Origin of the sequence: Streptomyces sp. R21, from assembly GCF_041051975.1 — a bacterium.
Taxonomy (GTDB): Bacteria; Actinomycetota; Actinomycetes; order Streptomycetales; family Streptomycetaceae; genus Streptomyces.
Genome location: NZ_CP163435.1, coordinates 8,693,129 through 8,706,571 on the forward strand (window position 1 = coordinate 8,693,129; position 13,443 = coordinate 8,706,571).

Consider the following 13,443-nt stretch of genomic DNA (forward strand, 5'->3'; position numbering starts at 1 on the left):
GTGTGCGGTTCGAACATCGTCACCAGGTCGACGGTGCCGCCGTTGACCTCGCGGTGGACCAAGAGCTGCTGACACCGGCCACGGCGCAGGCGGTGAGGGTGTGGACGGCATCCTCGTCGAGCGCCGGGAACAGGGTCGCGAGAGGACCGTCGCCCTCGAAGCACAGCGCGATGACCACGCCGTACGCAAACGCCTTCTGGACCCCGGACCCGGAGTCCGCCGCGCGCAGCCGGATCGCGGACTTCGGCCGCTGGGCCGCACAGCGCCGGGGTGTCGAGGCCGACCTCACCGACTACTCCGTCCTCCACCGCTGGTCGGTCACCGACCTGGAGGGCTTCTGGGGCGCGGTGTGGGTGTACTTCGACATCGACGCGGACACGCCGTACGAGACCGTGCTGGCCGAGGAGAGGATGCCCGGCGCCCGCTGGTTCCCCGGCGCCACCCTCAACTACGCCCATCACGCCCTGCGCAACCTCGCGGACGACGACGTGGCGATCGTCGCCCTCGACGAGACCGGTTCCGGGTACGAGGTGACCGGGAAGCGGCTGCGCTCCCAGGTCGCTTCGCTCGCCGCCTCCCTGCGCGACCTGGGAGTGGGCCAGGGTGACGGCGTCGTCCCACCGTCCTGATCGCGGCCGACGGCTACCTGTTCAACGGCACCACCTACGACCGCCGCGAGGCCGCCTCGAACTGGCCCGCGCCCTGCCGACCCTGAAGGCCACCGTGCTGGTGGACCACGTGGGGCTGCCGGGGCTCTCGTCGAACCACCCGTCGCTGGTCCTCCCATGGGAGGAGGTGACGACGCGCACCGAGCAACTCACCTGCACTCCCGTGCCGTTCGACCATCCCCTGTGGGTCGTGTTCTCCTCCGGTACGACCGGTCTGCCCAAGGGCATCGTCCACGGCCACGGCGGCGTCCTGCTGGAACACCTGAAGACCCTCGGCCTCCAGTCCGACCTGGGCCCCGGCGACCGCTTCCTCTGGTACACCACCACCCACTGGATGATGTGGAACCTCGTCGTCTCCACGCTCCTGACGGGCGCCACGACCTGCACGTACGACGGCAGCCCGGCCCTGCTGACCCAGCCCGACATCCTCTGGCACCTGGCGGCCCGCCACCGCGTCACCCTCTTCGGCACCAGCCCCCAATACCTGCTGGGCATGGCCAAGTTCGGCATCGACCCATCCGTCCACGACCTGTCGTCGATCCGCGCGGTCGGCTGCACCGGCTCCGGGCTGCCCGCCTCCGCCTACCCCTGGGTCGGCGAGCACCTCGGCGGACACGTCCAGCTCGCCTCCATCAGCGGCGGCACCGACGTCGTCTCCGGGTTCGCCGGCGGAGCACCCACCGTCCCCGTGCGGGCCGGCGCTGTCCGCGTCCTACCTCGGCGTGGCGCTGGCCGCGTATGACGAGGAGGGCTACCCGGTCGTGGACCAGGTCGGCGAGCTGGTGGTGACCCGCCCGATGCCGCAGTACTTCTGGAACGACCCCGACGGCAGCCGCTACCGCGATGCCTACTTCTCCGCGTACGAGGGTGTGTGGCGGCACGGTGACTGGATCACCCTCACCTCCCACGGCTCGGTGATCGTGCACGGCCGCTCCGACTCCACCCTCAACCGCAGCGGCGTACGGCTGGGCAGCGCCGACATCCACGACGTGACCGAGCGGCTGCCGGAGATCACCGAGGCGCTGGTCATCGGCGCGGAGGAGCCTGACGGCGGCTACTGGATGCCCCTGTTCGTGGTCCTCGCCGCCGGTACCGAACTGGACGACGCCCTGCGCGACCGCATCCGCGAGGCCATCCGCACCGGCGCCTCTCCCCGTCACGTCCCCGACGAGATCATCGAGGTGCCGGCCATTCCGCACACCCGCACCGTCAAGAAGCTGGAGATCCCGGTGAAACGCCTGCTCCAGGGCGCCCCGGCCGAGCAGGTCGTCAACCCGGCCACTGTGGACAACCCCGACCTGATCGAGCACTACGGCCGCCTCGGCGCCGAACGCCGCGCTCAGCGGCGCGGATAGTCCGGACGCACCCCGCCCCTCATCCACAGAGCCGAACACCACCATGCACGTCCAAGACCGCCCGCCCGGCCCCGGACAGTCGGGCGCGGACACTGACCACGTCGCCCTGAAACACCTGCGAAGAACGCCAGGGCAGCTCAGGGCCCTCCCGGGCGCGGTCTGCTGCTCGTCGCCCGACTCGCCGGGTACTGGGGCACACGCCACGCCCGGTACGGCAGGACGGTCCGGGCCGAGCCGACCGACTCCCCGGGATTCACGGCCCCCGCCATCGTGTAGCGGCGGCCGTGTCGCCATGAAGCTTGACCGCAATAACGTCAAACTTGATAATTTCCTCAACGTGCCCGTGCGGGCCCGCCATCCGACCCAGCACCCACTGAGGCCCCCATGACCACCACCCCCCACACGGAGACGGCGCCGTCCGTCGCCACGGGCCGAGCCGGAACCAGCGGCGTCCTGTTCGCGATGTGCCTGTCACTCGTCCTGGTCGTCGCGTCCGTCTCCGCGCTCAACCTCGCCCTGCCCGACCTGGCCATCGACCTGTCGGCCTCCAACAGCGCCCTGACCTGGATCGCCGACGCCTACACCGTCGCCCTTGCCGCTCTCGTGCTGCCGCTCGGCGCGATCGGGGACCGCCTCGGCCGCCGCAACGTACTCGTGGTCGGCACCATCGTCTTCGGCGCGGCCTCCCTGGCCGCCTCCTTCGCCGACTCCACGACCACCCTGATCGCCTGGCGGGCCGTCATGGGCTTCGGTGCCGCGATGATCATGCCGGGCACGCTGTCCACCATCACCGCCGCGTTCCCGCCAGAGCAGCGTGCCAAGGGCGTGGCCACGTGGTCCGGGTTCGCTGCCGCGGGCGCCATCATCGGCATGCTCGCGGCAGGCGCGCTGCTTGAGCAGTTCTCCTGGCGGTCGATCTTCGTCGCCAGCGCTGCCGTCGCTCTGGCTGCCGCGCTTGCCGCCGTCCTGCTGGCCCCCAACACCAAGGACGCCCATCCGCACAGGCCCGACGTGGCAGGTGCGGTGACCACTGCCCTGGCCATCGGCACCCTCGTGTACGCCATCATCGAAGGCAATGAGCGGGGCTGGGCGGAACCGGTGGTGATCGGCGCCTTCGTCGTCACGGCCGTGTCCTTCGCCGTCTACGCCTACCTCGGTCTGCGCACCGAACACCCGCTGCTCGACCCCGCCCTGTTCGGCATCCGCGGCTTCCGCGCCGGTGCCATCACGGTTCTGGTGCAGTTCATGGCCGTATTCGGCTTCTTCTTCGTCGGTCTGCAGTACCTCCAGCTCATCCTGGACTACAGCCCGTTGAAGGCCGCCGTCGCCCTCATCCCGGTCGCGCTGGCGGTACTGCCCACCTCCATGGTCACCCCGCACCTGGTGCAGCGGGTCGGTATGAAGGCCGTCATGTCCGTCGGCCTGTTCCTGCTCGCCGTCGGGCTTTTCCTGATCTCGTTCCTCGACGTCGACTCCGGCTATCTGCCCTTCCTCGGCGGCCTGGTCCTGGCGGGCTTCGGCATCGGCCTGAGCGGCGCCGTCGGCACGGCGGCCATCACCGGCTCCCTCGGCCGGGGACAGCAGGGCGTCGCCTCGGCCATGAACGACACCACCCGCGAGGTCGGTTCGGCGGTCGGCATTGCCCTCATGGGTTCGATCTACGGCAGCCACTACCGCTCCTCCCTCCCCGACTCGGCAGCCCAACTACCCCCAGAGGCAGCCGAGTCCGTACGCCACTCGGCAGCCGCCGGCCTCCACGTCGCCGACCAGCTCGGCGCCCGGGGCACGGCTCTCGCCGACGGCGTCAAGTCCGCGTTCATGGACGGCCTGTCTGCCTCCCTGATCGCGGTGAGCGTCATCGTTCTCGCCGCTGCGGTCGGCGCCCTGCTGCGCGCACCGAAGACACCGCCCACGGCCGACTGACCCCGGGTCTTCCTTCCTCGGGGCATACGGAGGGGCATACGGAGGGCACGCCACCCCCGAATTGGATCAGACGACGAACAAACCCCAGGCCAATAGCCTGGGGTTTCATTCTGGAGCGGGTGACTGAGAATCGAACTCGCACTCTCAGTTTGGGAAGCTTGGGTTCTACGGGCCCGATAGTCCCGCTGACCTGCTGTCGAGCCGCGTCGTGACCTGAGGGCGCCTCTGGGTGGGTGACCGCTGTTCCCCGTGGTTCCCCGCAGTATCTGGCACGGGGCGCGTTCAGGCGGGCTAGTCAGTCGCGGATTGCGTCCATGGAGATGGTGTACGGGTTCGACCTGATCCGGGGGTTTGCTCCGGCGTCGGGATGGTGCCCGCATAGATGAACGGCCACCGGCTGATCTTCGAAGTGTCGAAGCCTCGAAGGAGATCAGCACGATGACCGCACCAGACAGTCTGCCCCTGCACGCCCTCGCGGAAGACAACCTCGCCGCGGCGAGTCCCGATCTGCTGCGCGCGATGGTCAAGACGTTCGCCGACGCGCTCATGTCCGCGGAGGCGGACGCGTGCGTTGATTGCGCAGCCGTCCGCGTGTGCTGCGCACGGTCGATGCGCACCCGAGGGGTGCTGTTGGCTGCGCATGACTGTGGTCGGCGCGTGGTGGTAGCTGTGGTCGGGGTTTCGGGGGGCGTGGTCGGGCCTGTGGTCGGGTTTTGCGTAGCTGCCGGAGGGGGTCTGCAAAGGCTGCGCAGTTCGTTTACGCATGGGGCGACCAGCTCCAGGCGACGGTGCGGTGGGGGTCTTGGACGGGGTGGTACACGGGCTGGGAGGGGCCGTGGGCACGGAGTTCTGCCAGCGCCGCCGCCAGGACGGGGACACTGTGCAGGAAGGGGACCGACGCCAGGTCTTCGGCGGCTGCGTGGAGGGCGTCGATGCGGGTGGTGACGCCGGCGGGGCCGGTGGCGTCCAGGGCGAACTGCAGGCGGGGGAAGAGCGGTAGTGCCGCCGCCAGGCTTCTTGCACCGGCTCCTGTCCGAGGGCTGGCCGGCGCTGACCTGGGGGAGTGGGTGCGTAGTGGTGGAGGCGGGCGTAGGCGGGGAGTTTGGCTGCCAGGCGTTCGGAGCCCATGGTGGCCCGGTCGACCTCGACGAACGCCCGCAGCATCGCCCCGGCCCCGCCCTCATGGCCTCGCCGGTAGTAGAAGAGGGCGTCGGGGATGACGGCCTCGGCACCGCCGAGGGGGTGGTAGACCTCGGGTATCCAGTCCAGCGGCCGGCACAGCTCGCCGTGGTGGCGGGCGTCCTCGAGGAAGACCAGCGCGGTCTCGGTCACCGTCAGCGTTTGTCCGACCCGGAGGCGTGCGGCGGTGGGATTGGCGAGCGCCTTGGGTGGCCGCTGCCCGCGAAACTCCGGCCACTGTGAGGCGATCCGCACCCCGTAGGGGGTGGGAAACCAGGCGCGCAGCCGCCCTGTCTGGGGCAGCGTGACGCACGCGACCAACTGCCCCTGGCGCAGCTTGGTCAGCCTGCGCCTGGTCTGCTCGATGCGCACATCGGGGGCGGTGATCCGGTGCAGCTGCTGGGTGGTGGCCATGCGGTACTGCGTCAGCACCGTCAGCGCTACCACCCCGACCACCCCGGCAGGCTCGACCACCGTCATGTTGCGACAACACTGCTCGTAACTGTTGCGGATACCGTTGCGTCAACTGACGCTGTCCTTCCGCCCGTTGGGGTGGCATAACCGCAGGTCACCAGGGTCTCGTCGGCGTGGTCGGCAGCCCGACATCCCCCTCTACACACCCCCGCGCTCGCCCCGAAACAGAAAGGAAGCAGGTGACAGGGAACGGCGGGCGGGTGGCGCCGGGGGATCGGGGCGCCCTGTTTCGTGTTGCGCGTCGGCGGTGGCCTCCGCGGTCGTGCGCTGCAAGCAGCGGCGCGCCCCAGCACCAGCATCAGGGCCGGGGCACTGGAGGTGTCCAACTCGGCCGGGACGGTGTCGCGTTGCGTCGTCGTCTGCCGAAGATCCCTTCGCCGGTTGGGCACTGTTGAGGGGCGCTGCACCGAGCGGCTACACCAGCACGGGAAGCGCAGAGAGACCGCGAACGAGACGGGTGCGCCGCCACTCCAAGTGGTCGGGTGGTGCGGCGAGTCGGATTGCGGGGAACCGGCTCAGTACCGCTCGCAGGGCGATCTCCGCCTCGGCCTTGGCCAGGGGAGCCCCGACGCAGCGGTGGATGCCGTGGCCGAAGCTGAGGTGCGCGGTGGCGTCTCGGTCCAGGTCGAGCAGGTCCGGTGACGTGAACCGCTGCGGGTCGCGGTTGGCGGCTCCGAGGGCGATCAGTACCGGGGCATCGGCCGGGATATCGGTACCGCCGAGCGTCACGGGCTCCGTGGTGAACCGGAAGGTTGATGTACTGACGGGGGAGTCGAACCGAAGCAGCTCGTCGAGCACGTCCGAGACATCGTCCGGATTCCTGCGTAGGCGATCCAGCTCGGCCGGACGCTGGAGCAGCGCCAGGGTGGCGTTGCCGAGGAAGTTGGTGGTGGTCTCGTGCCCGGCCACCAGCAGCAGTACGGCAAGGGAGACCAGCTCCTCCTCGCTGAGATGGTCGTCTCCGTCGCGAGCCGAGATGAGCCGGTCGAGGAGAGAACTTCCGGGGTTCAGGCGCTTGGCGGCGATGAGGCTCGTGATGTAGTCGGCCAGGGAGTGCGAGGCCGCGTCGATGACGTCGGGGTTCCGCGCTGCGAACAGCGCTCCGGACCAGGACTGGACATCGGGTCGGTCTTCCGCCGGGACTCCGAGCAGTTCGCAGATCACGATGACCGGCAGCGGTATCGCCAGGCCGGTCACGAAGTCGAACTGCTCGCCGACGGGCCACTGATCCAGCAGCTCGTCGGTGACCCGGCCGATGAACGGACGCAGCTGCGCGACGGCCCCTTTCGTGAACGCCTTGGTCACCAGCTTGCGCAGCCGGGTGTGTTGGGGTGGGTCGCTGGCCAGCATGGTGTGTGCCACCGCCGGGTGCAGGCGACGCTGCGACCCCTTGTCTGCGAAGAACGCGGCCGTGTCCTTCGAGAGTCGAGCGTCGCCGAGAACTTCCCTGGCTTCCGCGTAGCCGGTGACCAGATAGCTGGTGCGCCCACCGGAGCCGGCGGGCACGGCCTGCACCGGGCACGTGGAGCGCATGGCCGCGTAAGTGGGGTAGGGGTCCTGGAGGAAGCGGGGGTCCTGCGTCGGGTCGGTCATGCTTCCAGGGTCGGTCATGCTTCCAGGCTCCAACCGGCTCGGCTGGTCGTCGTCGGCGACACGCCGGTGCGTGGAGGCGTCGGCCGCCAAGGCCCACAGGCAGCTCGGTCACGAACCGGAGTCGTACCCGGAGCCGTAGAGGCGTCGATGGGACGGGGAGAGTGCGGGGATAGGACCGGCCCGGCACGGTGAAGTGCCGGTGAAAACCCTGTGGAAGTGGTGTCAGTGCGGCCCCTTATGCTGCACGGACGATCACGCGGGATCAGGGGAGGGCGCGGCATGTTGGGCAAGCTGTTCGGAAGGGGTGCGGAGAGAGCGGTGGCGGATCCGCACGCCCTTCCCGTCCCGCGCAGACAGAAGAACGGGATGTACGTGCTGCGCGCGCTCGGGGACGCTCGGGTGCTCGCGTTGGTGGAGGCCGCCGAGGCGGGTGCCTGGGAGGCGGTCAAGGCGGCGCTGGTCCCCTTCGATCTCGGCCGGGACCACCAAGTCCTGGGTGAACTGGCCGAGTTGGACGGTGTGCAGGACTGGATCGGCCGGGCCGTCGAGGAGGACAAGGAGCACCGGGCGACCGCCCTGCTGATATCCGGGACGCGCCATGTCAGCTGGGCCTGGGAGGCGCGCACCCGCCAACTCGCCGTGAACGTCACGCAGGAGCAGTGGCGGCTGTTCCACGAGCGGCTCGAGATCGCCGAGGAGCACCTGCTGGAGGCCGCAGAGCTGCGGCCGGAATGGGCCACGCCGTGGCGCCGCCTCCTCACCTCCGGTCGAGGCATGTCGCTGGGCCTCGCCGTCAATGAGGTCCGGCTCGACGCCGCCCTGCGCCGCGACCCGCTGGACCTGGAGACCCACATCGAATGGGTGTCGCAGTTGCAGCCCCGCTGGAGCGGCGAGCCCGGCCAGGCCCTGGAGTTCGCCCGTGAGGCGTTCGCCGACGCGCCCGACGGGCATCGTCTCGGCTGTGTGATCGCCATGGCGCACATCGAGGACTGGGTGGAGTCGGACAACAAGAACTGCCTCGTCACCCCCGAGATCCAGGACGAGTTGCTGGATGCGGCCGAGCGCAGCATCCTCCACCCCGACCACGTGCGTCGCCCAGGCTGGCAGGAGGACTTCAACATCTTCGCCATGGCCCTGTCGCTGGCCCGCCAGAGGGTCGCCATGCCGCGCGTCTTCCACGAGCTGGGCGGCGCCTACACGCCGTGGCCCTGGAGGTACATGGGGCAACCGGAAGAGATGTACGCCCGCGCCCGGCGCAACGCCTGAACCTGCCACCCCTCCTGCACTTCTCCAACACCTCACCCCGGACTGCCCGATGACTCTGCATGACACCCCTTCGAGCCCGGCCGGCGCCGACCGCACCTTCCAGGTGGACCTGCGCGGCCTCGTCGACCTCCTCTCCCACCACCTCTACTCCAGCCCCCGCGTCTACCTGCGCGAACTCCTCCAGAACGCCGTGGACGCGCTGACCGCGCGGCGCGGCCTCGAACCCGGCGCCCCCTCCGACGCCTTCGGTATCCGCCTGTACGCCGACGGATCGGTGGTTCGCGTCGAGGATGACGGCGTCGGTCTCACCGAGGCCGACGTGCACACCTTCCTCGCCACGATCGGCCGCAGCAGCAAGCGCGCGGAGCGGATAGCCGAGCAACGCGCGGACTTCATCGGCCAGTTCGGCATCGGCCTGCTCTCCTGCTTCCTGGTCGCCGACGAGATCCACGTCCTGAGCCGTTCCGCCCGCACCCCCGACGCACCCGTCGTCGAATGGCGGGGCCGTGGCGACGGCAGCTACACCGTCCGGACCCTGCCCGCCTCCGCCCGCCCCCGGCCCGGCACCACCGTCACACTGACGCCGCGCGCCGACGCGGGCGACTGGACCCGCCCGGCCCAAGTGCACGCGCTGGCCCGGCACTTCGGTTCCCTGCTGCGCCACCCGGTCACGTTCGACGACGGCACGGGCGGCACGGGTGCGCCGGTCAACCCCGAGCCGGCGCCCTGGGCGCGTACGTACCCCACGCCGGGAGCCCGCTCCCGTGCGCTGGCCGCGTTCGGCGAGGACGTCTTCGGGTTCACCCCGCTGGACACCATCGAGCTGGACCTGCCGGCCGTAGGCCTGAAGGGCATCGCGTGCGTGCTGCCCGAGGCGGTGCCGGCCGGGCGCCGTCACGGGCACCGCGTGCACGTCAAGGGCATGCTGCTGTCCGAGCAGGCCGAGGAGATCCTGCCCGAGTGGGCCTTCTTCGTCCGCTGCGTCGTCGACGCCGAGAGCCTGCGCCCGACGGCGTCCCGCGAGGCCCTGTACGAGGACGACACGCTCGCCGCCGTCCGCGACGCCCTCGCCGAGCGGCTGCGCGCCTGGATCGCCCGGGCCGCCGCCAGCGACCCGGACCTGCTCCACCGCTTCCTCCAGGCCCACCACCTGGCCGTGAAGTCGCTCGCGGTGCACGACGACGAGATCCTGCGGATGCTGCTGCCCTGGCTGCCGTTCGAGACCACCGACGGGCACTGCACCCTCGACGAGTTCGCGCGCACCCACCGCACCGTGCTCGTGACGTCCAGCGTGGAGGAGTTCCGGCAGGTCGCGGCGATCGCCTCGGCCGCCGGGCTCGGCGTCGTCAACGGCGGCTACACCTACGACCGTGAACTGGTCCACCGGCTGCCCGAGATCAGGCCCGAGGCCACTGTCGCCGACCTCGACCCGGCGACCCTCACCGCACACCTCGACCCCGTCGACCGGGAGACCGAACTCGCCGCCGCGGCCTACCTCGCCCAGGCCCGCGACGCCCTCGCCGTCTTCGACTGCGACGTCGCGCTGCGCACCTTCCAGCCCGCGTCCGCCCCCGCCCTCCTCGTCGACAGCCGCGAGACCCGGCACGAGCGCACCCGCTCCCAGCTCGCCCGCGAGCAGGACGGCGGCCTCTGGGGCGACATCCTCGGCGCCCTGCGCCAGGAGGCACCGCGGGCCCAGCTGATCCTCAACCAGCTCAACCCGCTGGTCCGCACCGCCGTTGCCATCGACGAGCCCGAACTGGCCCGCACCAGCGCCGAAGCCCTCTACGGGCAGGCTGCCATGCTGTCCCGACGCCCGCTCAGGCCTGCCGAGTCGAGCCTCATCAACCGCTCCTTCCTCGACCTTCTCGCCCACGCCCTCCGCAAGGACAGCTGACGATGCCGACCGCACCCCATCCCCGGAACACAGACGAGCTGTACCAGGCGCTCCACGAGAACGACAAGCGCCCCTACGGCCGCACCCGCACCGTCACCGCCGAGGAACTCGTCGACACCGCCGAGCAGTTCGCCGAGGCCGTCCCGCTCGTCCACGCGCTCCTCGAACTCCAGGAGGCGTACACCTACGGCTCGGAACCCCGGAAGTCGCCCGTAGTCTTCGCGCGCCTGCTCACCCTCTTCGACGAGCAGCCCGACATCTTCGACGAGCACCTGCGCCACATGCTGTTCTGGCGGTTCAAGTGGGTGGCCGGCGCCCTGCGCGCGCTGCCGGAGATACCTCTGGCAAGCCTGCACCAGTGGCTGAAGGAGATGCGCGACCGGTACGAGAAGGCCGACCTCGGCCTCCAGCCCTACTACGGTCAGGCCTACCAGCTCGCCGCCCACGTGGGCGAGGACACCGACCTTGCCTACGAGCTGTGGGCGGGCCGCACCCGCACCAGGCTCAGCGACTGCGAGGCCTGTGAGATCTGCGATCGCGCCGTGCACCACCTCGAGGCAGGCGACGACGAGCGGGCCCTGCGCACCTGGGAGCCCGTCCTCGCCGGGAAGGAATCCTGCCAGGAGGAGCCGGCCCGCTCCGTCTCCCATGCGCTGTTGCCCCTGCTCCGCACCGGCGCCATCGACCGGGCCCGCGAACTGCACCTCGCCGGCTACCGCGACTGCCGCCGCAACCCCTCGACGGCCCAGGAGGTCGGCCGGCACCTGGAGTTCTGTGCGCTCACCGGCAACGAGGCACGCGGCCTGGAACTGCTCGCCGAGAACCGGAACCTGTTCGACGAGGTCGACTCGCCGCTGGACCTGCTCGGCTTCCTCACCGGCGTGGAGGTCCTTCTCCAGCGCGTCGAACTCCTCGGCCACGGTGAACTGCCCGCCGCCGGTTACACGGGCCGCACCTGGACGGTGGCCGGCCTGCGCGCCGAGGTGCGCAGCCGCGCCGACGACCTCGCCGCCCGCTTCGACGCCCGCAACGGCACCACGGCCCACGCCGACCGCCGCAGGGCCCGCCTCGACCGTGCCCCGCTCCTGGACGCACTGGAACTGACCCTGCGTACCCGCAGCCTCGACGACGTGGCCCCGGCCGCCCCGGTTGCCGCGCCCGCCGCCGCTACGGCCGCCGCGGTCCCCGACTCGCTGCCCGAACTCATCCTCCGGGCGCGGACCTTGGACGAGCAGGGGCACCCGGACGCACAGGCCTGCTGGGCGCGGCTGCGCACCCTCGTCGCCGCCCGCGACTACACCCACCCCGACGACCCGGCCGTGGGCCCGCTCGTACGGCTGCGCGCGGACCTGCTGGCCGACGAGGCGAACCGGGCGGGCAGGAAGGACGAGTTCGTCGTCGCCGCCTCTCTCCACGAGGAGGCCGCGGCCCTGTACGACGCCGCCGGAGAGCCGGGTCACGCGGCGCACTCCTATGCCTGCGCTCTGCTCGCCACCGCCGAGATCCCCGCCAAGGACGCCGACGACGCAGCCGAGGCGAAGGCCGCCGCGCTGACCGCAGCACACGCCTCCATGGTCCGCCGGCACGAGGAGACGCCCGGCCTCGTCCCGTTCCAGGAGGCCCGCCTGCTGCGGCTGCGGGTGACCGCGCTCGTCCTGCGCCTGCAGACGTCGGGGAGCGACGAGCACGTCGCGCCGGTACTCGCCGAGGTGGACCTGCTGCACACCTTCGCCACCCGGCACGACATCGTCCTGCAGATCTCCGCCGCCCTCCAGCTGCGGGCCAGCACCTACGCCCTCTCCGGCGACCTGCCCGCCGCGGTCACCGAGATCGACGCCCTCCTCGACCGGCTGAAGGCGCACGGCCCTGCCTGGCACCTGCCCCGCACGCTCGCCCTGCGCGGCCGGCTCCAGCTCGGCCTCCGGGACGCGCAGGCCGCGTACACGGATCTCACCGAGGGACTGCGACAGGCCTCCGACTGGCCGGCCGACGCCGTCGACACCACCCGCCTCCACCGTGATCTGGCCGAGGCCTGCATGCACCTGGGCCGCCCCGACGAGGCCCTGCGACACCTGACGCGCGCGGCGGAGGTGGACCTTCGCGGCGGCAACCGGATCGACGCGTTCTGCACCTACAGCAACGCTGCCCAGCTCAGCCTCGACCTGGGCCGCATCGAGGACTGCATCGCGCTGCTCGACTCCCTGCTGGCCGAACCGGACGTCGCCACAGGCGAGTTGGACGACCGGCTCGTCGCTCAGCTACGCCTGACCCGCGCCCGTGCGCTGCACGCGGGCGAGGACCTCAAGGCCGCCACGACGGAGTTCGTCACCCTGGCCGCCGAGTCGGCCGGCTGGGACGACGACCCGGGCAGCCACGCCGGGATCGCCGCGGAGACCGCCGTACTCCTCGGCGAGTCCGGCGAGTTCGGCCAGGCCCGCGAAGCCGCGGACCAGGCCCTCGCCGCCCACGCCCGGGCCCCGCGCTACGAGCAGCTCAGCAGCTGCCTGCGCGAACTCGCCCGTCTCCAGGCCCAGCAGCAGGGCTCCGACGGCCTGGCCGACGCCCTCGCCTTCCTCGCCGACGCGGGCCGGATCGCCGACGAGGCCCGCACCGCCGAGTACGAAACCCGCGGCCGCTCCCTGGACACGGCCCTGGCCTACGAACACGGCCGGGTCAACGCCTACGCGGGCGCGTACGAGGACGCGCTGGCCGCTCTGGAGAAGGCGCTGACCCTGCTCGGCGAGCCGGGACAGGAGGACGAACGCGCCGGCGAGTGGGCCGAGTGCGTCCGCCTCGCGGGCGCCGTGGAGGGCCTCTACCTGCAACGCCCGGCCCCCGCACTCACCCGCCTCGACGTGGCGATCACCCACCTGACCGCCCAGGGCCACCCCGAGCAGACCGAGCCGCTGACCTCCTTGGCGGCCCGGCTGCGCGACGAGCAGTGACCGGCCGGTGCCGGGGCGACGACCCGCCCCGGCACCGGCGCCCACAGCTGGCCGGCGCTGCGATGCATGCCTAGGGGGCGGCGTGCCCCGTGCTAACGTAGGGCGTTTGCAGCGTCGCTGTGTCGGTGCTCCGTTCGGTGTCC

5 protein-coding genes and 3 pseudogenes are annotated in these 13,443 nt (G+C 71.2%); 6 read left to right on the plus strand and 2 right to left on the minus strand.

The genetic code is table 11. The annotated features are described in order from the left end of the window. Positions 1 to 170: 170 nt before the first annotated feature. The 3 genes and pseudogenes from AB5J56_RS38885 to AB5J56_RS38895 all read left to right on the plus strand — a co-directional run. A pseudogene (locus AB5J56_RS38885) lies at positions 171 to 2,023 on the plus strand (acetoacetate--CoA ligase). A gap of 384 nt (positions 2,024 to 2,407) precedes the next feature. Next, positions 2,408 to 3,946: an MFS transporter gene (locus AB5J56_RS38890; protein WP_369240131.1), complete on the plus strand. Its 1,539-nt coding sequence runs from the start codon at positions 2,408 to 2,410 to the stop codon at positions 3,944 to 3,946. A gap of 438 nt (positions 3,947 to 4,384) precedes the next feature. After that, a pseudogene (locus tag AB5J56_RS38895) lies at positions 4,385 to 4,513 on the plus strand (IS256 family transposase); the annotation flags it as partial. 564 nt (positions 4,514 to 5,077) lie between these two features. On the opposite strand, the pseudogene AB5J56_RS38900 reads toward AB5J56_RS38895, so the two are convergent. Both AB5J56_RS38900 and AB5J56_RS38905 read right to left on the minus strand, forming a co-directional pair. After that, a pseudogene (locus AB5J56_RS38900) lies at positions 5,078 to 5,605 on the minus strand (replication-relaxation family protein); the annotation flags it as partial. 408 nt (positions 5,606 to 6,013) lie between these two features. Then, a complete protein-coding gene (locus AB5J56_RS38905) occupies positions 6,014 to 7,192 on the minus strand; it encodes a cytochrome P450 (RefSeq protein ID WP_369240133.1) in 1,179 nt (392 codons plus the stop codon). A gap of 279 nt (positions 7,193 to 7,471) precedes the next feature. On the opposite strand from AB5J56_RS38905, the gene AB5J56_RS38910 reads away from it, so the two are divergent. From AB5J56_RS38910 to AB5J56_RS38920, 3 genes are read left to right on the plus strand one after another with little or no spacing between them, the layout of a single operon-like run. After that, entirely contained in the window at positions 7,472 to 8,458 is a 987-nt protein-coding gene (locus tag AB5J56_RS38910; RefSeq protein WP_369240135.1) for a hypothetical protein, read from the plus strand. Between the two features lie 49 nt (positions 8,459 to 8,507). Continuing rightward, on the plus strand, positions 8,508 to 10,355 hold the full coding sequence (locus AB5J56_RS38915; RefSeq protein ID WP_369240137.1) for an HSP90 family protein: 1,848 nt from the start codon (positions 8,508 to 8,510) through the stop codon (positions 10,353 to 10,355). A gap of 2 nt (positions 10,356 to 10,357) precedes the next feature. Next, positions 10,358 to 13,300, plus strand: a complete 2,943-nt coding sequence (locus tag AB5J56_RS38920) for a hypothetical protein (RefSeq protein WP_369240139.1) — start codon at positions 10,358 to 10,360, stop codon at positions 13,298 to 13,300. Positions 13,301 to 13,443 lie beyond the last annotated feature (143 nt).

Excerpts from the sequence above, each read along its gene's own strand:
- AB5J56_RS38890 (WP_369240131.1), top strand. The coding sequence starts at position 2,408 with ATGACCACCACCCCCCACACGGAGACGGCGCCGTCCGTCGCCACGGGC.
- AB5J56_RS38920 (WP_369240139.1), top strand. The coding sequence starts at position 10,358 with ATGCCGACCGCACCCCATCCCCGGAACACAGACGAGCTGTACCAGGCG.
- AB5J56_RS38915 (WP_369240137.1), top strand. The coding sequence starts at position 8,508 with ATGACTCTGCATGACACCCCTTCGAGCCCGGCCGGCGCCGACCGCACC.
- AB5J56_RS38905 (WP_369240133.1), bottom strand. The coding sequence starts at position 7,192 with ATGACCGACCCGACGCAGGACCCCCGCTTCCTCCAGGACCCCTACCCC.
- AB5J56_RS38910 (WP_369240135.1), top strand. The coding sequence starts at position 7,472 with ATGTTGGGCAAGCTGTTCGGAAGGGGTGCGGAGAGAGCGGTGGCGGAT.